Annotated in this window: 25 protein-coding genes; 20 read left to right on the top strand and 5 right to left on the bottom strand. The window is 67.1% G+C overall.

All coding sequences use genetic code 11. The annotated features are described in order from the left end of the window. Positions 1-38: 38 nt before the first annotated feature. From ACWDXS_RS04470 to ACWDXS_RS04455, 4 genes are all read right to left on the bottom strand, one after another. The gene (locus ACWDXS_RS04470) at positions 39-1,634 is read right to left on the bottom strand and encodes a GMC oxidoreductase (RefSeq protein WP_378990163.1); all 1,596 of its coding nucleotides are present in this window, start codon (positions 1,632-1,634) and stop codon (positions 39-41) included. Positions 1,635-1,670: 36 nt separating this feature from the next. Beyond that, positions 1,671-2,294: a DUF305 domain-containing protein gene (locus ACWDXS_RS04465; protein WP_387444755.1), complete on the bottom strand. Its 624-nt coding sequence runs from the start codon at positions 2,292-2,294 to the stop codon at positions 1,671-1,673. After that, a complete protein-coding gene (locus tag ACWDXS_RS04460; RefSeq protein WP_449963410.1) occupies positions 2,291-3,742 on the bottom strand; it encodes an LVIVD repeat-containing protein in 1,452 nt (483 codons plus the stop codon). Before ACWDXS_RS04460 ends, ACWDXS_RS04465 begins: the two co-directional genes overlap by 4 nt. 180 nt (positions 3,743-3,922) lie before the next feature. Then, positions 3,923-4,522, bottom strand: a complete 600-nt coding sequence (locus ACWDXS_RS04455; RefSeq protein ID WP_378990165.1) for a TetR/AcrR family transcriptional regulator — start codon at positions 4,520-4,522, stop codon at positions 3,923-3,925. Between the two features lie 377 nt (positions 4,523-4,899). Here ACWDXS_RS04455 and ACWDXS_RS04450 point away from each other — a divergent pair, with 377 nt between their 5' ends. From ACWDXS_RS04450 to ACWDXS_RS04410, 9 genes are read left to right on the top strand one after another with little or no spacing between them, the layout of a single operon-like run. After that, on the top strand, positions 4,900-5,691 hold the full coding sequence (locus ACWDXS_RS04450; protein WP_449961973.1) for an SDR family NAD(P)-dependent oxidoreductase: 792 nt from the start codon (positions 4,900-4,902) through the stop codon (positions 5,689-5,691). Then, the gene (locus ACWDXS_RS04445; protein WP_449961970.1) at positions 5,688-6,275 is read left to right on the top strand and encodes a carboxymuconolactone decarboxylase family protein; all 588 of its coding nucleotides are present in this window, start codon (positions 5,688-5,690) and stop codon (positions 6,273-6,275) included. Before ACWDXS_RS04450 ends, ACWDXS_RS04445 begins: the two co-directional genes overlap by 4 nt. Beyond that, entirely contained in the window at positions 6,272-7,579 is a 1,308-nt protein-coding gene (locus tag ACWDXS_RS04440) for an aromatic ring-hydroxylating oxygenase subunit alpha (protein WP_449961967.1), read from the top strand. The genes ACWDXS_RS04445 and ACWDXS_RS04440 overlap by 4 nt, the downstream gene beginning before the upstream one ends. After that, positions 7,576-7,911 (top strand): hypothetical protein, encoded by a 336-nt coding sequence (locus tag ACWDXS_RS04435; RefSeq protein WP_379318196.1) that lies wholly within the window; start codon positions 7,576-7,578, stop codon positions 7,909-7,911. Before ACWDXS_RS04440 ends, ACWDXS_RS04435 begins: the two co-directional genes overlap by 4 nt. 19 nt (positions 7,912-7,930) lie before the next feature. Next, positions 7,931-8,770 (top strand): TauD/TfdA dioxygenase family protein, encoded by an 840-nt coding sequence (locus ACWDXS_RS04430; RefSeq protein ID WP_449961963.1) that lies wholly within the window; start codon positions 7,931-7,933, stop codon positions 8,768-8,770. 31 nt (positions 8,771-8,801) lie between these two features. Continuing rightward, positions 8,802-10,073 carry an aromatic ring-hydroxylating oxygenase subunit alpha gene (locus tag ACWDXS_RS04425; RefSeq protein ID WP_387444744.1) on the top strand — a complete coding sequence of 424 codons (1,272 nt, stop codon included), beginning with the start codon at positions 8,802-8,804 and terminating at the stop codon, positions 10,071-10,073. After that, positions 10,070-10,405 (top strand): hypothetical protein, encoded by a 336-nt coding sequence (locus ACWDXS_RS04420; RefSeq protein WP_449961960.1) that lies wholly within the window; start codon positions 10,070-10,072, stop codon positions 10,403-10,405. Before ACWDXS_RS04425 ends, ACWDXS_RS04420 begins: the two co-directional genes overlap by 4 nt. Continuing rightward, positions 10,402-11,646, top strand: a complete 1,245-nt coding sequence (locus ACWDXS_RS04415) for an amidohydrolase family protein (protein ID WP_449961957.1) — start codon at positions 10,402-10,404, stop codon at positions 11,644-11,646. Before ACWDXS_RS04420 ends, ACWDXS_RS04415 begins: the two co-directional genes overlap by 4 nt. A gap of 55 nt (positions 11,647-11,701) precedes the next feature. Next, a complete protein-coding gene (locus ACWDXS_RS04410) occupies positions 11,702-13,225 on the top strand; it encodes an aldehyde dehydrogenase (RefSeq protein WP_449961954.1) in 1,524 nt (507 codons plus the stop codon). Positions 13,226-13,248: 23 nt separating this feature from the next. Here ACWDXS_RS04410 and ACWDXS_RS04405 read toward each other — a convergent pair whose 3' ends face one another. Next, entirely contained in the window at positions 13,249-13,851 is a 603-nt protein-coding gene (locus tag ACWDXS_RS04405; protein ID WP_449961951.1) for a TetR/AcrR family transcriptional regulator, read from the bottom strand. Positions 13,852-14,104: 253 nt separating this feature from the next. On the opposite strand from ACWDXS_RS04405, the gene ACWDXS_RS04400 reads away from it, so the two are divergent. The 11 genes from ACWDXS_RS04400 to ACWDXS_RS04350 are packed head-to-tail and all read left to right on the top strand — an operon-like array spanning position 14,105 to position 26,277. Then, a complete protein-coding gene (locus ACWDXS_RS04400; RefSeq protein ID WP_449961948.1) occupies positions 14,105-15,229 on the top strand; it encodes a spirocyclase AveC family protein in 1,125 nt (374 codons plus the stop codon). 1 nt (position 15,230) lies between these two features. Continuing rightward, a complete protein-coding gene (locus tag ACWDXS_RS04395) occupies positions 15,231-16,046 on the top strand; it encodes an AAA family ATPase (protein ID WP_449961945.1) in 816 nt (271 codons plus the stop codon). Further along, a complete protein-coding gene (locus tag ACWDXS_RS04390; RefSeq protein ID WP_449961942.1) occupies positions 16,043-17,737 on the top strand; it encodes a VWA domain-containing protein in 1,695 nt (564 codons plus the stop codon). Before ACWDXS_RS04395 ends, ACWDXS_RS04390 begins: the two co-directional genes overlap by 4 nt. 31 nt (positions 17,738-17,768) lie before the next feature. Beyond that, positions 17,769-18,608 (top strand): MlaE family ABC transporter permease, encoded by an 840-nt coding sequence (locus ACWDXS_RS04385; protein ID WP_379314699.1) that lies wholly within the window; start codon positions 17,769-17,771, stop codon positions 18,606-18,608. Further along, the gene (locus ACWDXS_RS04380) at positions 18,608-19,462 is read left to right on the top strand and encodes an ABC transporter permease (protein ID WP_378990183.1); all 855 of its coding nucleotides are present in this window, start codon (positions 18,608-18,610) and stop codon (positions 19,460-19,462) included. Before ACWDXS_RS04385 ends, ACWDXS_RS04380 begins: the two co-directional genes overlap by 1 nt. Before the next feature lie 4 nt (positions 19,463-19,466). After that, positions 19,467-20,711 carry an MCE family protein gene (locus ACWDXS_RS04375; RefSeq protein ID WP_449961937.1) on the top strand — a complete coding sequence of 415 codons (1,245 nt, stop codon included), beginning with the start codon at positions 19,467-19,469 and terminating at the stop codon, positions 20,709-20,711. A gap of 2 nt (positions 20,712-20,713) precedes the next feature. Beyond that, positions 20,714-21,745, top strand: a complete 1,032-nt coding sequence (locus ACWDXS_RS04370; protein WP_449961934.1) for an MlaD family protein — start codon at positions 20,714-20,716, stop codon at positions 21,743-21,745. 5 nt (positions 21,746-21,750) lie between these two features. Continuing rightward, positions 21,751-22,812: an MCE family protein gene (locus tag ACWDXS_RS04365; RefSeq protein WP_449961931.1), complete on the top strand. Its 1,062-nt coding sequence runs from the start codon at positions 21,751-21,753 to the stop codon at positions 22,810-22,812. Continuing rightward, on the top strand, positions 22,809-23,912 hold the full coding sequence (locus ACWDXS_RS04360; protein ID WP_449961928.1) for an MCE family protein: 1,104 nt from the start codon (positions 22,809-22,811) through the stop codon (positions 23,910-23,912). Before ACWDXS_RS04365 ends, ACWDXS_RS04360 begins: the two co-directional genes overlap by 4 nt. Further along, positions 23,909-25,009, top strand: a complete 1,101-nt coding sequence (locus ACWDXS_RS04355) for an MlaD family protein (protein ID WP_449961925.1) — start codon at positions 23,909-23,911, stop codon at positions 25,007-25,009. Before ACWDXS_RS04360 ends, ACWDXS_RS04355 begins: the two co-directional genes overlap by 4 nt. Continuing rightward, a complete protein-coding gene (locus ACWDXS_RS04350) occupies positions 25,006-26,277 on the top strand; it encodes an MlaD family protein (protein WP_449961922.1) in 1,272 nt (423 codons plus the stop codon). Before ACWDXS_RS04355 ends, ACWDXS_RS04350 begins: the two co-directional genes overlap by 4 nt. Positions 26,278-26,290 lie beyond the last annotated feature (13 nt).

Raw genomic sequence — 26,290 nt, 5'->3', positions numbered from 1 at the left:
TACGACACCGCCCGCCCGTTCTCGTCCGCGTCCCTTGCTCAGATCACGACACCCACATCGGTGCGCACCAGGACATCCACCGCGCGTTCGGCGATCGCGGCGATGGTCATGGACGGGTTGCAGGCCGCGGTGTTGCCGGGCATGAGGGCGCCGTCGAGCACGTAGAGGCCGCGCTGACCGCGCACCCGACCGTCCAGATCGCACACGCTGTCCATGTTCGCGCCGCCGAGCGGGTGCCAGGTGGACGGGAAGACCGCGTTGGTGTCGAGCACCTGCGCGCCCGGTCCCGCGATCCGCCGCACGGCGGGGTCGATGTGGCCCACCTGGATAGCCTGGTCGCCGTCGGAGGGCCAGCGCAGTGTCGCGACATCCGAGCCCGTGTCGTAGACGAATTCGCCGCGGCTCTCGCTCACGCCGTAGCCGACCAGCATGGTGCTGCCCGCGTCCATCGACAGCGGCGGCAGCGACGCCTGGATCACCGTGAACGCCGAGTGCGGATCGTCCCAGTTCTTGCTGCCGTAGACGACCGGACCGCCCTGCGCGGTACCGAAACCCGCCGCCGGATCGCGCCAGACATAGATGCGGTCGGCATTGGTGCCCCAGCCCTTGCCCAGTTCGTCCGGCAGATCCGGGATCGCGCCCGTGGCGCCGGCCCGCACCAGCAGGCGGGTGGTGTTGAGGCTGCCCGCTGCGAGGACCAGGGTGCCCGTGGTGATGATCTTGTTCTCCTGAACAACGCCCGCGGTGTCGAGACGGTCGACCCGCACCACCCAGCGACCGTCGGGCGCCCGCTCGATGTCGGTGACCTCGTGCAGGGTCTGCACCTCCACCTTCCCGGTTGCCTCGGCGGCCGCGACATAGGTGACGTCGACGGTGTTCTTGCCGCCGTTGTTCACGCCCATCGCACCGTCGCCGTTGGTGTAGGACGGTTTCATCTCCCCACGCAATTCGGCCAGCGCGTAGTTCCAGTCGATCGGCATCGGGATCTTCGACAGCGGCATCCCGGCCCCGCGCACCCGATCGGCGAAGACCCGTGCGGCCGCGTAGGGCGCGCTGTCGACCAGCTCGTCCGGCGCGGTGGCGAGGCCGAGCATGCGCGCGACGCGGGGGTAGTACACCTGGTCCATCTGCTGCCAATTCAGCCCGGCCGGGAAGTGCGTTTCGAACACCTCGCGGGTCGGCTGGAGCGACATGCCCTGATACACCAGTGATCCGCCACCGAGACCGGCCGCGCACAGCGCCGTCATCCCGCTGCCCGAGACAGCTTCGACCAGTCCGGTGTAGGGCTCGAACAGCAGTGGCGTACCGAACAGCGTCGGACTGGAGCGATGCCAGAGCAACCGCTTGTCGGGCTGGGTGGCATGCGGGAAGGTCTCCGCGTTCGGCCCGGTGACCCAGCGCTTCCCGCGCTCGAGCATCAGCACCGGCACCCCGGCCTGGGCCAGTCGTAGCGCGGTGACGCCGCCGCCGAAGCCGGAGCCGATCACCACCACCCTGCGTTCCTCCCTGGTCAGCGGGACACCACCGGTGCGGGCGGCTGGCCCGTTCTCCGCGGCGGCGGCACGCGACGATGCGAGCAGCAAGCCCGCGGCGGCGGCGCCACTGAACAGGGAACGGCGGGTCATCGTAGACATAGCGGTACCTTCATCGTGTCGTTGTCCGGGCACGGGTCAGACCCCGCGCCGGTTCAGCAGGAGGGACATCAGCCCGATTTCCTGCCCCTGGGTGCGCACCATCTCGCGGGCCGAGCGGTCGACCTCGCCTCCGGTGAGCAGCGCATCGGCCGCGGCGGCCATCTCGACCCCACCGGCGTGATGGCGCCGCATCAGCCGCAGGAAAATGATCTCGGCCTGTGTTCCGCGCGCGACGGAAAGCTCGTCCAGTTCGGCGGCCGAGGCAGTCCCCGGCATCGTCCGGTCCGTCTCGGTGCCCGAATGCCGGTGTGACTGTTCGGCATCCGGCATCCACGCCATCCGGCGCGGATTGACAACCGGTGCGCCGGCCAAGCGGAGCCAACCGAGCAGCATGCCCAGTTCGGTGCGCTGACTGTCGGCGATCTGCCGGGCCAGACCGACGACGAACGGATCAGCGTCGGCGTCGAGCCGCTGGGTGAGCACCAGTGCCTGGCCGTGATGGGCCACCATGTCCTGAACGAAACCGACCTCGGTTTCGCTCAGAACCGCCGGTGCGGTGGCGCCGGCGGGCAGCACGGGCCGCAGCGCCGCGCCCATCGCGAGCAGCAGCAGGGCGAGCGCACCGAACGCGGCGAAGCGGAATCCGCTGCGCCTGATCATGATCCGGTGGTCGAGTTCTGGTCGGACGGCGGGGTGTAGACCTGCGGCGACAGTTCGAGCGCCAGAAATCCATTGTCGGCGCAGGTGGTCCAGAGCTGATTTCCGCGCCATTCCGGCGGCGAGAAGCACCAGTCGGTCGACAGGTCCCCGACGGCCGCGCCGGTCCGTGCGCTCAGCGCCTGCTCCGGATCGAATTCGCCCCGCAGGATCGCCTGCGCGACAGAGGGCGCCGACAGTAGCGGCAGACCGATGATCGAGGCCAGCGCGTGCGATGAGTTCGACAGCGCGAAATGTTCTCCGGTGCGGGCGGGCGGGTTGAAATAACCGATCTCGCTGACCTTTCCGGGATCACGCACGTCGAAGACGCGGATTCCCGACGAGGTCCAGCCGCAGGCCAATGCCGTGGGATCGACGGGCCGGTCGGCCGCGCAGTAGTGCGCGTCGTAGGAGAACAGCGACCCACCCCCAGCTGAAGCGAGCAGCGAGTCCTGATGTTCGGGCTGGTTGATCTCGAGCTTGATCGAGCCGGAGATCCGCGGATGCCGCTCGTCGGAGACATCGATGAGTTTCACCCCACCGGACCCGGCTTCGTCGACGGCGAACACATGGGGCACTCCCCCGTATGTCACCGGAACGGTGTGCTGTGTCGCCCAGCCCTCCGACCAGGTCAGGTCGGCGAGCTCGGGCACCTGCGGTGCGAGGTCACGCCGCTGGACCGCGCTGATGTCGAGGATCTTCATCCCGCCGAGGTTGTTCGCCAGGTAGAGGCGGTTGCCGTCCGGGGAGACGCCGACCCCGTGCATGGACAGCCCGGGCAGGCCCTGCCACACCACTCGCGGATTCGCCGGGTCGGTCAGGTCGACCGCGCTGAGCAGGCCGGGCGCTGTACCCGAGCTCCAATAGGTGCGACCGTCCGGAGAGAAACCGCCCTCATGAGCGGTGATCGGCAGCGGCAAGGACAGATCGGTCCCGGTGCCCGGGTTGAGCAGGCGCGGATGCGCGCAGTCGCTGATGTCGTACACCGACAGCAGACCCGCGCCGGTCAGGAAGGGCACGCCCGCGCCGACCAGCAGTTTGCGAGCCTTGTTGACCTTCAAACTCTCCCAGGTTCCCGCCAGCATCGCGGGCTCGGTCAGTGTGGCGGTGTGCACGGGTGCGGCCGGGTCGCGTACATCGATGACCCGCACGCCGGCGTCGGGTCCGAGTAGGTCACCGGGAAAGAATGTGCCGACGTAGGCGCAGTGGTCGAAGGTCACCGAGGTGATGCCACCGCCCCGGCCGCCCGCGGCACCGAGTAGCCGGATGTTGCACCGGAATCCGTCCCGAGAACGACCGCTGTCACGGTCGGCGGCGGGAACGTCACCCTGTAGCCCGGATTCAGGGGCCGAGCCGGGCAGGCAGTCGGCGCGGGTCGCGGGCGGCGCAGAATGCGCGGTCACCGCGCCCATCGACACCAGGAGCGCGGCGGCCAGTATCAGTCCGGCGCGCCGATGCGCACGGGCAGAAAAAGTGATCATGAGTGCTGTCGTCGCCCCGATCAGAGGCGCCTTTCTCGAGTAGTAACCGTGTTACTGGTCGCAGACGGTACCACTCGAGAAGCGCCGGGAAACGGAATCCGGCGAATCGGTTCAGCGCACCCGGTCGCGCCGCTCCCCCTCGACTTCACGCAGGAACGACTCGATGAGATCGACGACGTCCGCGTGGCCGGTGTCGACGTCGAAGGCTTCCTCCATCCGTAGGAAGCGGGAGATACTCGACATCAGCAACACCAGGGCGCCGGGCGTGTAGCCGGCCGCGCTCGCGCCGTAGCCGGCGAGGATCTCGGCCACGGCGTCGAGTTGAAGCGAGCGGAATCGGCGCGAGGAATCGGCGATCTCGGCCCGGATCGCCTTCCGGTGGTTTGCCAGCGCGACGAATTCCATGGTCAGTGCGGTGTGCGACTGGTCATGAATGGAGTCCCACAGCGCCCAGAGCGGCTGGGCCGATTCCAGCGCCCGTAGCTGACGTTCGTAGCTACGGTCGGCTCCTCGCCGGAACAGTTCGACGAACAAGTTGTCCATGTTGCCGAAGTAGTAGTAGACGAGCGCGGGATTCACCCCGGCCCTGGTACCGAGACGCCGGGAACTGACGGCGGCGTAGCCCTCCTCCAGCATGATGCGCTCGGCCGCGTCCAGCAGCGCGGAGCGGGATGTGGAGTTCTCGGCGTCAGAGCTGTGCTCGGGCTTCACATGGAGACCTGTCTGTCGTGCGACAGGCGCTGTGGTCTGTCGCGTGGATCGCGGTTCATGGTCAGACAGCGCCCAGCGGTGTTGGGGTTCACCAGTTTACGGCCGTGCGGGGCCGCGATCGCTGACAAGGCCGGTTCACGAATCGGACTCTTGACAGTGGTGAGCGCCGTCACGTATATCTTAATCACTCGCTCAAATTGAGCACTCGATTAATAAAGGAACGAGCCTTCTCGGCCTTTCCTGCAGCCCACCGACGGCTGGTCCATCGCGACCCACCCCATCCCTGGAGGATGTGCCTCCCCCGCGCCGACCACGGCGCCATCCCGCACTGGGATCCGGCGACGGCCCACCTTGCCGACGAGCAGAGGAACACGGATATGAGCAACACAGCCACAACGGCCTCGGCGGCGGTAGGCGGCCGGTCACCAGCTCGGGTTGCGGTGGTCACCGGCGGCGCCTCCGGTATGGGCCTGTCGATCTGCGTGGCGTTCGCCACTGCCGGACATCGGGTCGCGGTCCTCGATGTGGACGGCGCGGCCGCGCAGCGAGTCGCCGAACAGTTGCGCGCGACCGGCGCGACGGCGATGGCCTGCGCAGTCGATGTCACCGATCGCGACGCGGTCCGGGAGGCGATCGGCAAGGTCCGGGTCGAGTTCGGCGCGATCGAAATCCTCGTCACCAGTGCGGGTTCCGTCGATTTCGCGCCGTTCACCGACATCACGCCACAGGCGTGGAACCGTGTTGTCGACGTGAACCTGAACGGGGTGTTCCACTGCGCGCAAGCCGTTGTGCCGGACATGGTCGCGGCCGGATGGGGTCGTATCGTGACGATCTCGTCGTCGAGTGCGCAGCGCGGCTCGCCGGGCATGGTGCACTACACCGCGTCCAAAGGCGCTGTCCTTGCGATGACCAAGGCCTTGGCGCGCGAGTACGCCGCCGCCGGTATCACGGTCAATACGATTCCGCCCTCGGGCATCGATACGCCCATGTCGCGCCAGTCGCAGGCGGCGGGCCATCTGCCCGCGAGCGCCGTGATGGCCGCGGCGATCCCGGTCGGGCACTTGGGAACCGGCGAGGACATCGCCGCCGCGTGTGTCTTCCTGTGCTCGGAGCAAGCCGGCTACATCACCGGGCAGGTCCTCGGCGTGAACGGCGGGTCGGTGATATGAGCCTGTCCGCCGCTGCTCGACTGGTGCCCCTGCCGGTCCGGGAGTGGGACGAGAAGACGCGCGCGATGTTGCGCGGACACGTGAAATCGGCCGATCGGTACCTCTCCGGAGCACCCGATGCCCCGGCGATGCCGGGCGTCCTGGGCGTGCTGGCCCATCACCCCGAACTGGCCGGTGCGTGGTTGGCCTACAACGGTCTGCTGATCGAGCGTCCCACCGTGGACCCGCGTGAGCGCGAACTGGTGATCCTGCGGGTCGCCTGGCGCAGCGAGTCGGATTACGAATGGGCACAGCATGTTCGGATCGCCACGTCGCTCGGCGTCGACTCGGAGCAGATCGAGGCGGTGCGCTACGGACCGCAGGCACCGGTGTGGTCGCCGGTGCAGCGCGCACTGCTGGCGATGACCGACCAACTGCTGGATCGACATCGCGTCGACGACGCCGTCTGGGCCCAGCTCGAACTCCATTTCGACAGTCGGCAGCTGATCGAGCTGCTGTTCGTCGCCGGCTCCTATCTGTGCCTGGCGATGGTGTTCAACAGCGTTGCCCTGCAACCGGACCCCGAACAGGAGGAACGATCATGAGCAAAGTCGTCCACGAACCGGCCGCGCCCCATCGATGGCCGAGACCGCCCGAAGGCACCTGGACTCAGCACTATCCCGAGCTCGGAACGTCGATGATGTCGTTCGAGGATTCGGTGTCGCCGGAATTCTTCGAACTCGAGCGCGAGGCCATTTTCAAGCGCGCCTGGCTCAATGTGGGTCGGATAGAGCAAGTGCCGAAGACCGGGAGCTACTTCACCAAGGAACTCGATGTGGCGCGCGCGTCGATTATCGTGGTGCGCGACCGCGACGGCGCCGTCAACGCGTTTCACAATGTGTGCCGCCATCGCGGAAACAAGCTGGTCTGGAACGAATTTCCCAAAGAAGAGACCTCGGGAACATGCCGCCAGATCACCTGCAAGTATCACGGTTGGCGCTACGGCCTCGACGGGTCACTGAGCTTCGTCCAGCAGGAGAACGAGTTCTTCGACCTCGATAAATCGCAGCTCGGCCTGAGTCCGGTGCACTGCGACGTGTGGGCCGGCTTCATCTTCGTCAACCTCGACGCCACACCGCGCCAGACACTGCGAGAATTCCTCGGCCCGATGATCACCGATCTGGATGGCTACCCGTTCGACAAGATGACCGAATGGTACGAATTCAGCGCCGACAACCAGAGTAACTGGAAGTTGTTCGCCGACGCGTTCCAGGAGTACTACCACGTGCCCGGACTGCACTCGCAGCAGGTTCCCAGCGCGGTGCGCACCCCGGGCAAGGGTTTCGAGTGCGCGCATTTCCAGGTCGACGGCCCACATCGGATGGTCTCCACCGGCGGCGCGCGACGCTGGACGATGCCGCCGGAGTTCATGTATCCGATCGAACGGGTGACCCGTAGCGGCCTGGTCGGCCCGTGGGAGTCGCCGGAGCTGGGCGAGCTGCCCAAGGGCTTGAATCCCGGCCGGATCGAGCCGTGGGGTATCGACAACTTCCAGATCTTCCCCAATATCGAGATCCTCATCTACCGCGGCTGGTATCTGCTCTACCGCTATTGGCCGACCTCCTACCATTCCCACCGGTTCGAGGGAATGCTGTGCTTCCAGCCCGCGCGCACGGTCCGTGAGCGGGTCGAGCACGAGGTCGCCTCGGTCGTCTTCAAGGAGTTCGCGCTCCAGGACGCGGGCATGCTCACCGGCACCCAGACCGCGCTGGAATCGGCGTACCGCACCGCAGGCCTGACCCACTTCCCGGTCAATGATCAGGAAATCCTGGTGCGCCACTTCCACAAGGCCGTCGCCGACTGGGTCGACGTCTACCGGCACGATCTCGCCGGGGCCGATGCGCGATGACATCGACCATGCTGCCGCCCGCCTTCGCCGACCTCGAACGGTTCGCCGTCGACTGGTGCTTGAAGACCGAAGCCGAGCGCTACGCCCGCCGCCTGGCCAGTCCCATGCAGGAATTGATCGACTTCTACGACGCGTGCTTCCCGCGTGTCGAGGACGCCCTGTCCTACTGCGACAAGTTCTCGCTCGAGGAATTGCCCGAGGACGCGATACACCTGCTGCACCTGGTGTATTCGCTGGTCATGGTCGCGATGGCCGTCGAGATCTTCCAACAACCCAAGCCCGTCGACAGCGCCGACGCCGAACTCGCGCGCGTCAGCGCTCCCTGGCCGTAGGACACGAAGGAACTCCACCATGACGATTACCATCGAGAAACTCGGCCAGGCCGTCGGAGCCGAGGTCATCGGCGTTCGGCGCGAGCAATTGCTCAGCGACAGCAGCGTCGCCGCGACCGTGATGTCGGCCCTCGAGGAGAACGGAGTGCTGGTCTTCCGGGACCTGCATCTGGACCCCGAAACCCAGGTGGCGTTCTGCCGCACGCTCGGACAGGTGGACACCTCACCCGGGCACCACCCGGTGGAGGGCATCTATCGGGTCAGCCTCGACACCACCAAGAACTCGTCGGCGAGCTACCTGCGCGCGACCTTCGACTGGCATATCGACGGCTGCACGCCCGAAGACGACGCGTACCCGCAGATGGCGACCGTGCTCACCGCCAAGGCCGTCGCCACCATCGGCGGTGAGACCGAATTCGCCAGCACCTACAAGGCTTTCGACGACTTGACCACCGAGGAGCAGACGTCGCTGCGGTCCTTGCGCGTGGTGCATTCGCTCGAGGCGTCGCAGCGCGGGGTGAATGCGGACCCGACGCCCGAACAGCTGGTGGCGTGGCGCCGACGTCCGATCAAGGAACACCCGCTGATCTGGACACACAAAACCGGACGGCGCTCGCTGGTTCTCGGCGCGTCGACAGATCACGTCGTCGGGATGCCCGCCGACGAGAGCCGGGCCCTGCTCGACGGACTGCTGAACCGCTGCACCGCACCCGACCGCGTCTACCGCCACACCTGGGCGGTCGGGGACACGGTGATCTGGGACAACCGCGGTGTCATCCATCGCGCCGCGCCCTACCCGTCGGGTTCCGCGCGAGAGATGTTGCGCACCACGGTGCTCGGTGAAGAACCGATCGAATAGTCCACCGATACCGTCTTTTCAGGAGTACATCATGGCTCGTTGGCCCAAGCCCGCAGAGGGTAGCTGGACCCAGCACTACCCCGAACTCGGCACCGCGCCGATGTCCTACGAGGACTCGATCTCGCCGGAGTTCTTCGAACTCGAGCGCGACGCGATCTTCAAACGCGCCTGGCTCAATGTCGGTCGCATCGAACAGCTGCCACGCACCGGCAGCTATTTCACCAAGGAGATCCACGCCGCGCACTCCTCGATCATCCTGGTCCGTGATCGCGACGGCAGTGTCAACGCCTTTCACAATATCTGCCGTCATCGCGGAAACAAGCTGGTGTGGAACGAGTTTCCCCGCGAGGAGACCTCCGGCACCTGCCGCCAGTTCACCTGCAAATACCACGGCTGGCGCTACGGACTCGACGGCGCGCTGACCTTCGTGCAGCAGGAGAGCGAGTTCTTCGACCTGGACAAGGACAGCCTCGGGCTCGCGCGCGTGCACTGTGAGGTCTGGTCGGGATTCATCTTCGTCAATCTCGCCGCGCAACCACGTCAGACACTGCGCGAATTCCTCGGCCCGATGGTGACCGGTCTCGAGGGATACCCGTTCGACGCACTGACCGAACGCTATTCCTACAAGGCCGAGGTCGGCGCCAATTGGAAGCTCTACCTGGACGCGTTCCAGGAGTTCTACCACGCGCCGATTCTGCACGGAAAGCAGACGCCGGACAATTTCTCCGTGGCCGCCCAGCAGGCCGGATTCGAAGCACCGCACTACCAGCTCGACGGACCGCACCGGCTGGTCAGCACCTCCGGGGTGGTGACCTGGGAACTCGACGCGTCGATGCGTAAACCGATGGAGGACATCACCCGCAGTGGCCTGTTCGGCCCCTGGGACGTGCCCGATCTCGGTGCGATGCCGGCCGGGCTCAACCCCGCGGGCTGTGACCCATGGGGGCTGGATTCGTTCCAGCTGTGGCCGAATTTCACCATTCTCATCTGGTCCGGCGGCTGGTATCTCACCTACCAGTACTGGCCGACCTCGCACAACACCCACATTTTCGAGGGCAACCTGTACTTCACGCCCGCCCGTACCCCCCGCGATCGCGTCGCCCGCGAAATGGCGGCGGTCACCTTCAAAGAATATGGGCTGCAGGACTCTTCGACGCTGGAAGCGACCCAGCTCATGCTCGAGTCGCGCGCGGTGACGACATTCCAGCTCAACGACCAGGAGATCCTGCTCCGGCACCTGCACAAGGTCGCCGCGGACTGGGTCGGCGACTATCAGCGCGAGCGTACGGAGGCCAAGCGATGAGCGCGCAGCTACTGCCGATCGAATTCGGCGATCTCGAGCAGTTCGCCGAGAAATGGTGTCTGGCTGATGAAACCCAACGCTACGACCAGCGCTTGGGCTCCACGATGCCCGACATGCAGCGGTTCTACGACGCGATCGCCGCACGGGCCGAGGACGCGCTCACCTACTGCGACAAGTTCTCGATCGACGACATGCCCGAAGACGCCAAACACCTGATGTACCTGCTGTATTCGATGATTCAGGTGTCGTTTCCGATCGAGGTGTGGCGACAGCCGCGCATCCCGGACACCGGGTCGGCGTCGTTGACCTGCGTGATCGAGCCCGCCCTGTGAGCGGCCGGTCCATCGTGTTGCGGGCCGCGGCCTGGGTCGACGTCGAGACCGGGCAGCGGCACACGCCGGCGGTGATCGTGGTGGACGACAACCGGATCACCGCGATCAACCCGGTCGAGGTGCCCGCCGACGCGCAGGTCATCGATCTCGGTGCGCTCACGCTGCTGCCCGGATTGATGGACATGGAGGTCAACCTGCTCATCGGCGGGCCCGACAATCCCTCGGGATTGCCCAACCCGATGCACGGTGTGCAGGACGATCCGGTCTATCGGACCCTGCGGGCCTCGGTGAACGCCCGCGTCACCCTGCACGCCGGATTCACCACCGTCCGCAACCTCGGCCTGATGGTGAAGACCGGCGGCTATCTACTGGATGTGGATCTGCACCGCGCGATCGAACAGGGCTGGCTGGAGGGCCCGCGCATCGTGTCGGCCGGGCACGCCATCACCCCGACCGGCGGTCACCTCGATCCGACGATGTTCCAGCGTCTGGCCCCGCACATCATGCCGATCACCGTGGAGGAGGGCCGCGCCAACGGCGTGCCGCAGGTCCGCGAATCCGTGCGCTACCAGATCAAATACGGCGCCGAGGTCATCAAGATCTCGGCATCGGGCGGGGTGATGTCGCACGGCACCGTCGCCGGAGCGCAGCAGTACTCCGACGAGGAACTGGCCGCGATCGTCGACGAGGCGCATCGGGCCGGGGTGCACGTGGCCGCGCACGCGCACGGCGACGCGGGCATCCGCGCCTGCCTGCGCGCCGGGGTCGACTGCATCGAGCACGGCTCCCTCGCCGAGGACGACACCATCGCGCTGATGGTCGAGCAGGGCACCTTCCTGGTGCCCACGAGCTACCTCTCCGAAGGACTCGATGTCTCCAAAGCCGCACCCGCGCTGCAGAAGAAGGCCGCCGAGGTCTTCCCACGGGCGCGCGAGACCCTGCGCAGGGCCATCCGCGCCGGCGTCAAGATCGCCTGCGGCACCGACGCGCCCGCGGTTCCGCACGGCCACAACGCCAAAGAGCTCTGGGCGCTGGTCGACCGCGGCATGACACCGGCGCAGGCGCTGCGCGCGGCGACGATCGTCAGCGCCGAACTGATCGGCGTCGACGACCGAGGACGGCTGGCGCCCGGGCTGCTGGCCGACATCATCGCCGTACCCGGGGACCCCACCGCCGACATCACGACCATCGAGGACGTTCCGTTCGTGATGAAGGACGGCCGGGTCTACAAGAAGCCCTGATCAGCGAAAACCGTTCGACCGCAGTCCGAATACGCGCATCAGATCCGAGGTAGCAATGTCGCCACGTCAGCAGCTCTACATCGGCGGTCGCTGGGTCGACCCAGCCACCGACGCGACGGTCGAGGTGATCTCGCCGCACACCGAGCAGGTCATCGCCCGGGTCGCCGACCCGACGACCGCCGATGTCGATCGCGCGGTCGCGGCCGCGCGCGCGGCGTTCGACACCGGACCGTGGCCCCGCACGGATCCGCAGGAGCGCGTGGCGATCATCCGCGAGCTGGTGCGGTGCTACCGCGCCCGCGAAGACGAACTCGCGCAGCTGATCACCACCGAAATGGGTGCGCCGATCACCTTCTCGCGCTCGGCGCACGCCAAGTTGCCCGGCATCATGATGAGCGCTTTCGCCGACATCGCGGCCGCCTACCGATGGCGCGACACCAGAGCCGGGTTCCTCGGCCGTGACGTGGTCGTCGGCCACGAACCCGTCGGGGTCGTGGCCGCGATCATTCCCTGGAACATGCCGATGTTCCTGATGGTGGGCAAGCTGATCCCCGCACTGCTCGCCGGGTGCACGGTGGTGCTCAAGCCGTCGCCGGAGACGGCGTTGGACGCGCATCACATGGCCGAACTGCTCGATCAGGTCGGGTTGCCACCAGGGGTGGTCAGCATCCTGCCCGCCGGGCGCGAAGTTGGCCGGCACCTGGTCGCGCACCCGGGCGTGGACAAGGTCTCGTTCACCGGATCCACCGGGGCGGGTAGACAAGTCGCCGAGGTCTGCGGCGCGGCACTGCGCAAGGTCAGCCTCGAACTCGGCGGCAAATCAGCCGCAGTGGTGCTCGATGACGCCGATCCCTCTGCCGTGGCCACCGGCATGATGGTGGCCGGGCTGATGAACAGCGGCCAGGCCTGCGTCGCCCAGACCCGAGTCCTCGTCCCGCAGCATCGCCGCGACGAATTCGTCGACGCGTTGGTGAGTGTGATCGAAAACCTCACCGTCGGTGACCCGTTCGATCCGGCGACCCGAGTCGGCCCGATGGTCTCGCACCGTCAACAGCAGCGCGTTCGGGACTACATCGACCTGGGGCAGCGCGAAGGAGCCCGCCTACTCGTCGGCGGCAGCGACCTGCCCGAGGGCATCGAGCGTGGTTGGTACGTCCGGCCCACCTTGCTCGCCGACGTGGACAATTCCATGCGGATCGCACAGGAGGAGATCTTCGGTCCCGTCCTGAGCGTGATCGCCTACGCCGACGACGAACACGCGTTGCATCTCGCCAACGACAGCGAGTACGGGCTCTCGGGCTCGGTGTGGTCACCCGATATCGAGCGCGCCACGGCGATCGCGCGCCGGGTGCGCGCGGGCACCGTCGGCATCAACGAGCCCTACAGCATGGATCCCGTGGCGCCTTTCGGCGGCGTCAAGAACAGCGGCATCGGCCGCGAGTTCGGCGCCGAGGGCCTCGAGGGCTACCTCGACACCGTGTCACTCTCGATGCGCCCCCCGGCGAATTCCGCACTGCCGCAGGCGAATACCCTCTCCCCTCGAGCCATGGCCCCGCCGAGCGGGATCCGCAGCTCATGAGCGACCGGGGCCGGAATTCGCGATCAGGGCAGCTTGATCGCGGACATGTACATCTCGAGGATCGGTCCGTAGAGGTCGACGCTGTCGAGTTCGGTGCCCAGCACAACGGAGGGCGTCGTGTGGATGAGCACCCTCGCCATCGTCATCGGCGGAATCAGCGACGTCGCTCCCAGCCGGTCCAGATTCTCGATGATGAACTGCCCCAAGGCTTCCACCGCCTCTTCCCGCCGGGCGGCGACCCGTTCCCTGACCTCGGGGTTACGCAGCAGATACAGGGTGAATTCCATCCCCAGCGCGGCGTGCTCGGTGCCGCGATCGGCGCCGAGCCGACGCCACAGCTCGCCGACTCGGTCCAGCTCTTCGGCTCCCACCTTCGACGCCGCCGCCAATACCTCGGTGAAGGTATCGAAGTAGCGCTGCATGTACCGATCGTTCACCCCCAGGAACAGTTCTTCCTTGGTGGCGAAGTGCTTGTAGATCGCGCCCTTGGTGTAGCCGGCGGCATGGGCGATGTCGTCGAGTGTCGCCGCCGCGAAGCCCTTTTCGGCAAATACTTCTTCGGCGGCCTCCAGGAGCAGCCCCCTGGTGCGCTCGAGTCTCCGATCCCTGGTCCACCGCTCAGCCATGTGAACGATTATGGCACGAATCCAAGAAACTCCTCAGTATCTGAGATTCTCAGTGGTATATTTCAGGTTGTACAGATACTTCAGGAGCGTGATCGATGACTCCCCCATCGACTTCCACGGCCATCGCCGATTCCATTCCGAATTTCGAGCGTATCGACGCACATCGGACCACCACAATTCATCGAGGAGGTGCGCTGTGAGCGGACCGTCGGAGCCGAAAAAGGGAACCACCGTCACCGAGCCACTCAGCAACGTGGCCGCCCTCGGCGCAAAAGTTCAGGGCACCAGCAAAGCGGTGAAAATCTGGGCAACCCTCGGCGGGTTGATCCTCGCCCTCCAGATATACGTGTGGCTGCGCTGGATCGCCGGACCCAATTTCGAACGCGTCCCCACCGGACCGAGCGATCCGCCGACTTTCATGAAGGTGATTCTCACCGTCTGGACCGCGGTGATCCTGCTCGGCCTGCCGGTCGGCGCGTATTTCTTCATCATCCGGCCATGGCTGCGTGAGCGGCGAATAACGCTCGACGGCATGCTGTTCGTGGCCTGCGGCCTGATGTTCTTCCAGGATCCCCTGCTCAACTACTTCAATACGTGGAGTACCTACAACACCTGGATGTTCAACAGGGGCTCGTGGGTACAGGACGTACCGGGCTGGCAATCCCATGGCGAACCGGGCGCCATGATGGCCGAGCCGATCCTGATGAACGCACCGGGCTATTCCTATGGCGTGCTGCTCTGCACGATTCTCGGCTGCTGGGTGATGCGAAAGGCCAAGCAGCGCTTCCCGAATATCAGCACCGGTGCGCTGATCGGTGTGCTGCTCGTCTGGACATTCTTCTTCGATCTCGTCATCGAAGGTCTGTTCCTGATGCCGATGGGCCTTTTCACCTACCCCGGCGCACTCCAGGCATGGTCGATCAATGCCGGCACCTATTACCAGTGGCCGCTGTACGAGGGGCTCATGTGGGGCGGCGTTCAGGCCGGCCTCTGCTCGCTGCGCTATTTCACCGACGACCGCGGCCGGACCATCGTCGAGCGCGGCCTGGACCAGATCCAGGGAGGATTCGTCAAACAACAGTTCACGCGTTTTCTGGCGATCTTCGCGGCGGTCAGCACCTTCTTCTTCGTGGGCTACAACCTGCCCGCGCAGTTCTTCGCCCTGCACACCGATCCCTGGCCCGAGGACATCCAGAAGCGCTCGTACTTCAACATGGGTATCTGCGGTGAAGGCACCGACCGGCTCTGCCCGCATCCCGATCTGCCGGTCCCTTTCCGTAACAGCGGCTACATAGATTCGACCGGGAAACTCATCCTGCCGGACGGTGCGGAATTGCCGAAGATCATTCCCTTCGCCGACACCGACAAAGGAAACTGACATGACCAATCGATCCAGCGCTGTACTCGATGTTCCGCGTGCACCGTTCTATCGGGCGGTCGGCGACGAGGTCGAGGTCTTCCGAGCGGCGGCCGTAGGCGGCCTCCCGCTTCTCCTCAAGGGCCCCACGGGCTGCGGAAAAACCCGCTTCGTGGAAACCATGGCCGCCGAACTCGGCCGCGAACTGATCACCGTCGCCGGACACGAGGACATGACCTCGGCGGATCTGGTCGGACGTTTCCTGCTCAAGGGCGGCGAAACGGTCTGGGTGGACGGGCCGTTGACGCGGGCGGTGCGCTCGGGTGCCATCTTCTATCTGGACGAGGTCGTGGAGGCGCGCCAGGACACCACCGTGGTGATCCACCCGCTCGCCGATCACCGCCGCGAACTTCCGGTCGACCGACTCGGCGTGACCTTGCCCGCGGCACCCGGGTTTCAGCTGGTGATCTCCTACAACCCCGGCTATCAGAGCGTGCTGAAGAACCTCAAGGAGTCGACTCGGCAGCGCTTCGTCGCGATCGAACTCGGCTTCCCGCCGCCCGAGGTCGAGCGCGAGGTGATCGCCCACGAAGCCGGGGTCGACGCCGAGACCGCGCGGGCACTGGTCGCGGTCGGCAGCGCCATCCGCAACCTGGACAACTCGCCGCTGCGCGAGGTGTCCTCCACCCGGATGCTGATCCTCGCCGGCGGCCTCGTCGCGGGCGGATTGGCCCTGCGTACCGCCGTGCAATCGGCTGTGGTGCAGGCGCTTTCGGATGACGCGGATATCGTCGCCGCCCTCGGCGAACTCGTCGACGCTGTCCTCCCACGGCCATGATCGACAACGATCCGAACGGGCCGGAGCGGTTCAGGCTCCTGGCCACCTATCTCGCCGGCAGGTCTGTGGGTATCGCAGAACTGCCGGCGGGCGGGACCCCGTATACGAACGGCCGGATCGTGTTCGTGTCCGGCGGTGCGACCGATGCCGAGCAGCGGCGCGAAGTGCTCGTACAGAGCGCGCTGCTCGGCGCCGGGAGCCTGGATCCGGCGTTGGTGCGGTCCTTGCGCGGGCGTCCGACGGCGGCTCGTCGCTATCTGGCTCTCGAAGGCCGTCGCGTCCTCACCGAACTTGCCCAACGACTTCCGCTCGCCACCGAGGTCGGGCTCTGCGGTACCCCCGCGACCACGACTGCCGCAGATTCGCTCGCGGCAGCCAAGGGGAAAACGCCGGTCGAGGAGCCACCCGCCTGGTTCGGCGCCATCAAACCCTCCCAGTTGGTGGCCTCGGATCCCGGACCGGGCGGACGAGCGAGCGAGCGCGAACTGCGCCTGGAATTCGACCTCAGCGACATCCCCGAGGCCGATGACGAGATCGAGGACAGCGTCGAGAAGTCCGAGGAGAGCAAGATTCTCAAACTCTTCGAGAATCCCCTCTTCAGCGGCAAGTCGGCGATGGAATTCCTGCGCAAGGCCATGGGCAGTTCGCGGTCCGACGGTGACTCGCCCGGCGGCACCGAGGCACCGGTCAGCGCGGTACGGCGGGCGCGGATGGTCGGGCCCGAAGCCCGGCCGCTGCCCACCCGGATCAGGTTCACCGACGCCGACAAGCCGGGCGCTGCCGCCGGAATCGGCGGCGCGCTCCATCCCGAGTGGGACGTGTTCAACAACCGGTACAAGCCGGATTGGTGCCGGGTCGTCGATTTCCCGCTGACCGCTCCCACCGATATCGCGGCAGCGCGCGTACCGGAAGACGATGTGCTGCGGCGGCGGCTGGCTCGGGTCGGGCTCGGTCCGAAGGTGCTGCGCGGGCGACCCGATGGTGACGAGCTCGATATCGAGGCGCTCATCGACCTGTTCGTCGATCTGCGTTCGGGCTACTCACGGCCGGAGAACGTGTACCTCGAACACCGCAGGCTCGAACGCAATCTCGGCGTCATGATCCTGCTCGATGCCTCCGGCTCGTCCACCGACGCCGACCTGGAGGGCCTGTCCGTGCACGAGCACCAGCGGCGCGCGGCCGCCACCCTGGCCGTGACGCTCGAAGAGCTCGGTGACCGCGTCGCGGTGTACGCCTTCCGCTCCGAAGGCCGCCACGCGGTGTACCTGCCGGCGATCAAGACCTTCGACCAGCGCTTCGGCGCTGTCGGTCGAGCCAGACTCAATCAGCTCGCGCCCTCGAACTACACCCGGCTCGGGGCGGGGATCCGTGGCGCGGGCGAGATTCTCAAAAAGGAAGCGGGAACACAGAATCGGCTGTTGGTGGTGCTGTCGGACGGCTGCCCCTACGACGACGGCTACGAGGGCCGCTACGCCGAGGCCGACGCCGCGAAGGCGCTCGAGGAACTGCGCGCCGAAGGCGTGGCGTGCCTGTGCCTGTCCATCGGCGCCACCACGCCCGCCGACGCCCTCGAACGCGTCTTCGGCTCCGTCGGTCATGCCGGCGCGGCCACCCTGAGCGAACTGAGCCCGCGCATGGACGAACTGTTCCTGGCCTCCCTTCGCGAACTCGCCGCGCCCACACCGGGCTGACGCGACGTCGACATCGGAAAGAGAGCTCGCAGTGGAACCCAGCGCATCAGCGGTCACCGAGATCAAAGATTGGTCGAAGCAATACAGCCGGCGACACCCTGTCGCCTCGCTACAGACCGTCGGACGGCAGGTCGAACTCGGCCGGGACGCCTTTCGGTACCTGGTCACCGACATCGCGGGGCGGCGCTTTCCCTTCGACGAATTCGTCGGGCAGGCGATGTTCATGGTGAAGACCTCGCTGCTGCCGACGGTGGCGGTGGCCGTGCCGATCAGCGCGACCCTGTCCATCCAATTCGGTTTGCTGGCAGGACAGGTCGGGGCGACTGCACTGGCGGGCGCCGCGAGTGGCCTGGCCGTGATCCGCCAGTCGGCGCCGCTGGTCACCGCGATTCTGCTGGCGGCGGCGGTGGGTTCGGCGCTGTGCGCCGATCTCGGGTCACGCAAGATCCGCGAGGAGATCGACGCCATGGAGGTGATGGGGGTCTCGGTGCTGCGCAGGCTCGTGGTGCCGCGGCTGGCCGCCGGGATCCTGATCGCGATGGCGCTCACCGCGGTGAGCTGTTTCGTCGGGTTTCTCGCCGGCTACCTGTTCAATGTCTATGTCCAGGACGGGACTCCGGGCAGCTACATGGCGACCTTCTCCTCCTTCGCGACCTCGGGTGATCTGTACCTGGCGATGGTCAAGGCCGCGGTGTTCGGCGTGATCGTCGTCGTCATCGCGTGCGAGAAGGGCCTCAACACCCGGGGTGGGCCAGGCGGCGTGGCGAATTCGGTCAATGCCGCCGTGGTGGCGTCCATCGTGGTGCTGATGGTCGTCAACCTCGGATTCACCCAGATCTACACGATGTTGTTCCCGAGGACGACACTCTGATGGCCAGCGTGTATCGCCCGCCCGGCGCGCGGGCCGTGCTCGCCGTGGTGGCGGGGCCGTGGCGCGGCATCATCCGGTTCGGGCACATGTTCACGTTCTTCGTGCGCGCGGTGATCTCGATACCGGTGGCGCTGCGCCACTACAGCCGCGAATCGCTGCGCATCCTGTCCGATGTGACCTGGGGCAACGGCTCGCTCATCGTCGGTGGCGGAACGGCGGGGGTGATGATCATCCTGGGCGCCGCCGCCGGCGGCATCGTCGGCATCGAGGGCTTCAACGCCTTGAAACTGCTCGGCATGGAGCCCGCGACCGGCATGATCGCCGCGACCGCGGCCACGCGCGAACTCGCCCCGATCATGGCCTCGATCGCCTTCGCCGCGCAGGCGGGGTGCCGGTTCACCGCGCAGCTGGGCGCGATGCGGATCGCCGAGGAGATCGATGCCCTCGACGCGATCGCGATCCGGCCGGTGCCCTTCCTGGTCTCGACGCGGCTGATCGCCTCGATCGTGGCGGTGATCCCCCTGTTCCTGGCCGCGCTGGCCGCGGACTACCTGGCCGTCGAATTGTTCGTCGGGCTGGTCGGCGGACAATCCTTCGGCACCTACGCCCACTACTTCGACCTGGTGCTCAGCGGCACCGACGTCGTGTTCTCGCTGTTGAAGGCGATCGTGTTCGTCACCATCACCACCACGATCCAGTGCTACTTCGGCTACTACGCGCGTGGCGGACCACAGGGGGTCGGCGTCGCGGCCGGGCGGGCGATGCGCGCCAGCATCACGGTGATGATCTCGGTGAATCTGTTGATGACGTTGGCGCTGTGGGGTTTCGACGCCGGCTCCAGGATCAGTGGGTAACGCGATGTCGATAGTGTTCGAGTCCGATGACCGGCACCTGAGTAACACCAAGCTGTTCGTGCGCGGGATCGCCGCGCTGACCGTGGTCGCTGCCACCGTCGCGGCGATGGTCGCCCGATCCGAAGGCGCGTTCGCGCAGACGATCGAGGTCACCGCGATGCTGGTCGACGTGGGCGACGGGTTGCCGAAACGATCCGACGTCAAATATCGCGGCATCCTGGTCGGCAGCGTGCAGGAGGTGGTCGCCGCGGACCGCGCCCACCCCAACAGGGTGCGCATCGAGCTGACGCCCGAGCACGCGGCCACCATTCCGGCGACGGTGACGGCGCGGGTCGTCCCGAGCAACGTATTCGCGGTGCCCTCGATCCAGCTCATCGACAACGGGCCGGGCCCCGCCCTGCGCGCCGGAGCATCGATACCGGAGGACCACAGCCGGGCCAGTGTGCAGCTGCAGACCTCGCTCACCGCGTTGAGCCGCATCGTCGACGCGGTGGGACGCCCCGACGCCGATCCCACCGTCGGGATCCTGGAAACCGTCGAACGCGCGACCCGCGGCCGCGGCGCGGACGCGCTGGCCGCGGGCACCCAGCTCGCGCGCATCGTGCGGGCCTACGACGCCGAACTCTCGGGCACCGACGACACCGCGCTGCTCACCGGGCTCTCGGACGCGGTACTCGGACTCCAGGAATCGGCTCCCGATCTGCTCGCCGCGCTCCACAGCGCGGTCACGCCGCTGCGCAGTGTCGCTGAGCAGCGAATCCGCTTGTCCGAGTTGCTGACCGGCGGTATCGCGACCACCGAGACAGTCGGCACCGCGCTGAACAACCGGACCGATACTCTCATCGACCTCAACTCCAGACTGGGCCCGGTGCTGCAGCTACTCGCCGCGGGCAGCGCCAATTTCGTGCAGATGACGACCTCACAGACCCGGATCGCGCAGGTGTTCGCGCGCGACTTCTGGCAACCCGCGACCCAGAGCGGCACCGCCAAGGTGATCGTCGAGCTCACCCCGCACAAGCAATACACCCGGACCGACTGCCCACGGTACGGCGAACTGGCCGGTGCGAGCTGCGCGAACGGACCCGCCGCGGGCCCGGCGGTCATCGGTGCCGCCGACCAGCCGGTGAACACGCTCACCCAGCGCGACATTGTGGCCGAAAGCCTCGGTCTACCAAGGGAAGCCGCGAGCCTGGCCGAATTGCTCGGCCTGACGGTGCCCGCCCAACCACCCACCGGAGAACCACGGTGAAAATGACACGCGACCTCGCCGGACTGACCGCTTTCCTGCTCGTCGCCGCCCTGCTGATCTGGATGGTCCGCGTGACCCTGCAACGTGATGTCACCGGTGACACGCACGCCTATTCCGCGGTGTTCAGCGATGTCTCGGGCCTGCGCGTCGGCGACGACGTCCGGGTCGCCGGAGTACAGGTCGGCCGGGTGGACTCCATCCGCATCCATGGTCCCGATGCCGAGGTCGGCTTCCGGATTCAGCGAGATCAGCCCGTCTACGCCAACACCATCGCCTCGGTCACCTATCAGAATCTGATCGGACAGCGCTATCTCGGGTTGAGCAGGGCCGAATCCGGCGACCCGACGGCGCTGGCGCCCGGCGCGCGGATCCCTCTCGAGCGCACCGAACCGAGTTTCGATCTGTCGGGGCTGCTCAATGGATTCCAGCCGTTGTTCAGCGCCCTCGACCCCGCGGACGTCGACAATCTGACCTCCGCGCTGATCCGCGCCCTCCAGGGCGACGACGGCGCGGTCGCCGCCCTGATCACCGAGACCGCGACCCTGGTCCAGTCCTTCGCCGGGCCCGACCAGATCCTGGGCACCCTGATCGACAACCTGTCGGCGGTGATGACCACACTGGCCGGGCAGAGCGCCGGACTACAGACGACGTTCACCCAGACCCGCAAGATCTTCGACGCGCTCGAATCCCGCCGCGACACGCTGGTGGACCAGACCGCGCGGATCTCCACCGTCGTGGCCGACGCCGCCGCGGTGGTCGACGGCGCGAGTCCGTCGCTGACGGAGTTCATGAACCGCGAACCCGGCTTCGCGCGGCACTTCGTCGACGGCAACCAACGTTTCGCCTTCCTCGGCTTCAATATTCCGTTGCTGTTCCAGGCCATGATCCGGGCCACCGACGCGGGCGCTTTCGTCAACGCCTACGTGTGCGATATCAGTTTCAGCATCATCCCCGGCATCGATCCGGTGATCGCGCAGATCCTGGGCGGCGCCTCCCCGACCGGTCGGCCCCAGCACTCCGCGATCTGTAGGTAGGACCCATGAAGACACCACTGCGCGCCCTCACTCGCGTCTCGACGCGCCGAGGTTCCGGCGCGATCGCCACCGACAAGTCGATGCGAACCGGCCTCATCGCCGTGCTCTCGGTGGTGCTGGCGCTGCTCGTGCTGGTCGTGGTCAATTCGCTGAACCTCGGCACCCGCACGGTGCGGGCCGATTTCGCGCAAGCCGCGGGAATCGCCGCCGGTGACCCGGTGACCTGGGCGGGCATTCCCGTCGGCACAGTGACCGGCACCCGGCTGGCCGGCGACCACGTCGAAGTGAGCTTGTCGGTCGACGACGAGGTCGTCCTCGGCGCCGATGCCGCGGCCGCGATCAAACTCACCACGCTGCTCGGTTCGCGCTATGTCGAGCTGCGCTCGTCCGGCGGCGGCGAACTGCGTGACAATCGAATTCCGTTGTCCCAGACCACCGTTCCCTACGACCTCGAGACCGCGCTGCAGGACGCGACCACGACATTCGACCAACTCGACGCCGACAAGATCGCCGAGTCGATGACATCGCTGTCGCGCGGACTCGACGGCATGCCGTCGCTGGTGCCGGGCATCCTGCGCGATATCCGGTCGCTGTCGACCACCATCGCGACCCGACGCGACCAAATCGGCACGCTGCTCACCAGTACCGACCAGGTCAGCACCGTGATCCGTTCCCAGCAGGCCGAACTCGCCTCGGTGGTGGGTCAGGGCGGCACGGTGCTGCGCCAGATCATCGCCCGCCAGGACGCGCTACGTCGACTACTGGACGCGATCACCACGCTGGTCGCGCGGCTGGAGCCGATCGTGGTCGATGACCACGCCGAGGTCGAACAATTGCTGACCGACCTGCGCGATATGACCGCGATGATGGCGGGCCACGACGACTTGCTGCGCAACATCCTGCAGATCCTTCCGGTCCCCTGGCGCATGTTCGCCAACGCCACCGGTACCGGTGCCGAACTCAATGCCAGCGCCCCCGACGGCGCCTTCGTCGACTCGTGGATGTGCGCGTTGAGTGCCGTCGCCGTCGAGAACGGCCGCGCCCCCTATCACCAGGACTGTCGATGAAAGCCCTGATCTCCACCCTGAAGCTCGCCGCCCTCACGGTGAGCGTCGCCTGCCTGACCAGCTGCTCGGTCGGTTCGCAGGCGGATACCACCACCATCACCGCCGAATTCGCCAATGCCAACGGCCTCTACGAGGGCAACCCGGTCTCGGTGCTCGGCATGAAGGTCGGGCGGATCGTCCGGATCGAGGCCCGCGGCACCGAGGTCGTCGTCGAGATGCGAGTCGACAGCGCGATCCAGCTACCCGCGGACGTGCAGGCAGTCACGATCTCGGACTCGCTGCTCACCGACCGTCACGTGGAACTCACCCCGGTCTATCGTGGCGGGCCCACCCTGCCCTCAGGAGCGGTGCTCGGTACCGCCCGCACGAAGTCGCCGGTCGAGTTCGACGCGCTGCTGTCGATGGCGCAGAAGTTGTCGACCTCGCTGGGCGGTGACGGCAAGGGCGCGGGACCGGTCGCCGACCTGATCGACCTGGGGTCCGCCGCGACCACGGGCAACGGCGACGAAATGCGGGCGGCCCTGGGCGAACTCTCCCGGGCGTTGCGCCAGGGCCAGGACAACGGTGCCGCCACCCGCGACGCGATCACCACCGTCGTCACCAACCTCGACGAGCTCACCGCGGCAGCCGCGCGCAATGACGGAACGCTGCGCGAATTCGGCGGCGCCGTCGCACAACTCACCGATTTCCTGGCCGAACAACAGCTGGGTTCCGGCGAGACCGGCGCCGCGCTGAACCGGATCATCGGCCAGGTCACCGAACTGCTGCGACGCCACCAGGGCACCATCTCCGGTCTCGCCACCAACGCGAACACGGTGACCGGTTCCCTGGCCGCCTACGACTACAACCTCGCCCAGTTCCTCGATGTGTTCCCGATGGTCGTCGACAACGCCTACAACTCCGTCGACCCGAATGTCCGCGCACTGCGCGCCGTGGTGGACATCAACCGGCTGCTGCTCGACGGCCAGATGGTCAAGGAGATCTGCAACCTGCTCCAACTGCAGAACCAGGGCTGCGCGACCGGAACCATGCGCGATATGGGACCGGATTTCGGTATCACCGCCATCCTGGCGGGCATCGCGGGAAAGAGCGGCCGATGACACCTCGCACCCAGTTCGCGCCCCGACTCGCGGTCGCCGTCGCGCTCGCCCTGTCCACCAGTGGATGTGCCGTGGGGCTCGACCAGTTGCCGCTGCCGGCACCAGGGCTCGGCGGCGACACCTACACCCTCACCGCGACCTTCTCCAACGCGCTCAATCTGCCCATGAAGGCGAAGGTGACGCTCAACGGCGCCGATATCGGTCAGGTCGAGTCCATGTCGGCACGCGACTACACCGCCCTGGTGACCCTGCGCATCACCTCGTCGGTCCGGTTGCCCGTCGGCACCTCGGCGCAGCTGCGGTCGGCCACCCCGATGGGCGACGTCTTCGTGGCGATGAAGCCGCCGCCGATCGTCGAGCCCGGCGGCGCGGTACTCGACGACGGTGCCGCGATCACGCTCGAGTCGACGTCGGCGGCCTCGACGATCGAGGAAATGCTCACTCGCGCATCGCTTCTCGTCAACGGCGGCACCATCCAGTACCTCACCACCGTCGTCGCCGCGCTCAGCGACCACGTCGGCGGCCGCGGTGACCGGCTCGCCGCACTGCTCGACGAGACCCGAACACTGTTGCACGGCCTCGCCGATCGCACCGACCAGATCAACGGTGTCCTGCACGGCGCGGCCGATCTCAGCGCGACGGTGGCAGCCCAGCAGTCCACCCTCGCCGACACCGTGGCCGCGGCCGGACCGGCCGTCGAGGTCCTCGCCGAGAACACCGATTCCCTGGTCACCCTGGTCGATCGCGTCCACACGATCGCCACCCAGCTCGCGCGGTTCCCCAGTGTCGCGGGCACCAACACCACGAGCATGGCCGCCAACATCAACCAGTTGGCCGCCGGGCTCAACGCCGCGGCCCTCAATCCGGAGGCCGACCTCGACTCGGTGAACGAGATGATCAAGATCGTGCTCAAGATGATCAGTGGTCCCAACGGGCACGTCGCGGTCGACGTCGCCGAGCTCGCGATTCCCGACCCGGCAAATCCGGGCGGCGTCGGCGGCCGGGCCCCCGACATCACCGACTGGACCGCCTTCGTCGGCTCGCTCCAGCACATGATCGATCGGCTGGGCGTCCGGCTGGCAGGAGCACCACGATGACCACGACACCCCGGCCGAGCCGGATGGAAACACCGGCGCGCGCGCTCGTCGGGGTCGTCCGGGCCGCGCACCGGCATCGGGCTGTGGTCTCGCTGCTCGGACTGCTCGCCATCCTCACCGGCGCCTGTTCGCACCTGATCCTGTCCACCTTCGGCGTCGATCCGCTCGATCACCCGTATCGCGTGCGTGTCGAACTCACCCAGTCGGGCGGGCTGCTGCCCGGGCAGGAAGTGACCCTGCGTGGCGTGCGGGTCGGGCGCGTGGACTCGGTGCGGGTGGTCGACCAGAAGGTGATCGCGGTCGCCGCCATCGACGAGAATGTGCGAATCTCGGTGTCGGGGCAGGTGCGGGCGGCGGCCCTGTCCGCGGCGGGCGAGCAGTATCTCGACTTCCTGCCCGCGAGCAACGACGGCCCGTATCTGACCGACGGAGCGCTGGTCACCGCCGATCGCACCGCCACCCCCGTGCCGATGGCGGACATGCTGCAAAGCCTCAGTGGCACCCTCGCCCAGATCGATCCCGGCCGACTCGCGACCATCTCGCGGGAACTGGGTGTCGGTCCGGCCGGGCCCGACAAGCTGGCCGACATCATCGACGGTGGCACGTTCCTCATCTCCACGCTCGACGCCGTGCTGCCCAACACCGTGAACCTGTTGCGCAACAGCCGAGTCGTGGTCACGACCCTGCACGACGGGCGCACCGTCCTGCGGGACACGTCGGCGAACCTCGCCGCGGTGACGGGCGGCATGGCAGCGATGACCGGCGGCTACGAACAACTGCTGGCGCAGACACCGCCGCTGCTGACCGAACTCGACACCGTCCTCGCGCAGAACTCACCGACGATGGTGCAGTTGCTGGGCAATCTCGTCACCGTCTCGCAGGTCGCCTATTCCCGGATTCCCGCCCTCGAGGAGTTCTTCTTTCCCCGCCAGCGCGCCGGATCCGCCCTCGACGCGGTGGCCTCGGCGTTCCACGACGGCGGTGTCTGGGCACTGGCCAGCATCTACCCCCGCTACGCCTGCGACTACAACGTGCCGCGGCGGGCCGGCTCGGTCCCCGACTACGCGCCACCCTATCTGCACGCGGACTGCACCGACCCCGATCCCACCCTCATGCCGCGCGGCGCCCGCAACGCGCCGCGACCGGCCGACGACCCAGTTCCCGCGCCACCGCCCGTCGATCCCTTGCAGACCGCCGAGCAGGCCCCGGTGGGACCGCTGACCATTCCCACGCCGTACGGCGGCCCCTACACACCGGGTCCGCGGTGACGGTGCCATCATG

Source organism: Nocardia sp. NPDC003183 (assembly GCF_053590715.1).
Note: the sequence above shows the minus strand (reverse complement) of the source record. Positions and strands in the feature narration are given on the sequence as shown.

What these genes read in the sequence shown, in the direction of transcription:
- ACWDXS_RS04470 (WP_378990163.1), bottom strand. Translation starts at nt 1,634, where the DNA reads ATGTCTACGATGACCCGCCGTTCCCTGTTCAGTGGCGCCGCCGCCGCG.
- ACWDXS_RS04465 (WP_387444755.1), bottom strand. Translation starts at nt 2,294, where the DNA reads ATGATCAGGCGCAGCGGATTCCGCTTCGCCGCGTTCGGTGCGCTCGCC.
- ACWDXS_RS04460 (WP_449963410.1), bottom strand. Translation starts at nt 3,742, where the DNA reads ATGGGCGCGGTGACCGCGCATTCTGCGCCGCCCGCGACCCGCGCCGAC.
- ACWDXS_RS04450 (WP_449961973.1), top strand. Translation starts at nt 4,900, where the DNA reads ATGAGCAACACAGCCACAACGGCCTCGGCGGCGGTAGGCGGCCGGTCA.
- ACWDXS_RS04445 (WP_449961970.1), top strand. Translation starts at nt 5,688, where the DNA reads ATGAGCCTGTCCGCCGCTGCTCGACTGGTGCCCCTGCCGGTCCGGGAG.
- ACWDXS_RS04440 (WP_449961967.1), top strand. Translation starts at nt 6,272, where the DNA reads ATGAGCAAAGTCGTCCACGAACCGGCCGCGCCCCATCGATGGCCGAGA.
- ACWDXS_RS04435 (WP_379318196.1), top strand. Translation starts at nt 7,576, where the DNA reads ATGACATCGACCATGCTGCCGCCCGCCTTCGCCGACCTCGAACGGTTC.
- ACWDXS_RS04430 (WP_449961963.1), top strand. Translation starts at nt 7,931, where the DNA reads ATGACGATTACCATCGAGAAACTCGGCCAGGCCGTCGGAGCCGAGGTC.
- ACWDXS_RS04425 (WP_387444744.1), top strand. Translation starts at nt 8,802, where the DNA reads ATGGCTCGTTGGCCCAAGCCCGCAGAGGGTAGCTGGACCCAGCACTAC.
- ACWDXS_RS04420 (WP_449961960.1), top strand. Translation starts at nt 10,070, where the DNA reads ATGAGCGCGCAGCTACTGCCGATCGAATTCGGCGATCTCGAGCAGTTC.
- ACWDXS_RS04410 (WP_449961954.1), top strand. Translation starts at nt 11,702, where the DNA reads ATGTCGCCACGTCAGCAGCTCTACATCGGCGGTCGCTGGGTCGACCCA.
- ACWDXS_RS04405 (WP_449961951.1), bottom strand. Translation starts at nt 13,851, where the DNA reads ATGGCTGAGCGGTGGACCAGGGATCGGAGACTCGAGCGCACCAGGGGG.
- ACWDXS_RS04395 (WP_449961945.1), top strand. Translation starts at nt 15,231, where the DNA reads ATGACCAATCGATCCAGCGCTGTACTCGATGTTCCGCGTGCACCGTTC.
- ACWDXS_RS04390 (WP_449961942.1), top strand. Translation starts at nt 16,043, where the DNA reads ATGATCGACAACGATCCGAACGGGCCGGAGCGGTTCAGGCTCCTGGCC.
- ACWDXS_RS04380 (WP_378990183.1), top strand. Translation starts at nt 18,608, where the DNA reads ATGGCCAGCGTGTATCGCCCGCCCGGCGCGCGGGCCGTGCTCGCCGTG.
- ACWDXS_RS04375 (WP_449961937.1), top strand. Translation starts at nt 19,467, where the DNA reads ATGTCGATAGTGTTCGAGTCCGATGACCGGCACCTGAGTAACACCAAG.
- ACWDXS_RS04370 (WP_449961934.1), top strand. Translation starts at nt 20,714, where the DNA reads ATGACACGCGACCTCGCCGGACTGACCGCTTTCCTGCTCGTCGCCGCC.
- ACWDXS_RS04365 (WP_449961931.1), top strand. Translation starts at nt 21,751, where the DNA reads ATGAAGACACCACTGCGCGCCCTCACTCGCGTCTCGACGCGCCGAGGT.
- ACWDXS_RS04360 (WP_449961928.1), top strand. Translation starts at nt 22,809, where the DNA reads ATGAAAGCCCTGATCTCCACCCTGAAGCTCGCCGCCCTCACGGTGAGC.
- ACWDXS_RS04355 (WP_449961925.1), top strand. Translation starts at nt 23,909, where the DNA reads ATGACACCTCGCACCCAGTTCGCGCCCCGACTCGCGGTCGCCGTCGCG.
- ACWDXS_RS04350 (WP_449961922.1), top strand. Translation starts at nt 25,006, where the DNA reads ATGACCACGACACCCCGGCCGAGCCGGATGGAAACACCGGCGCGCGCG.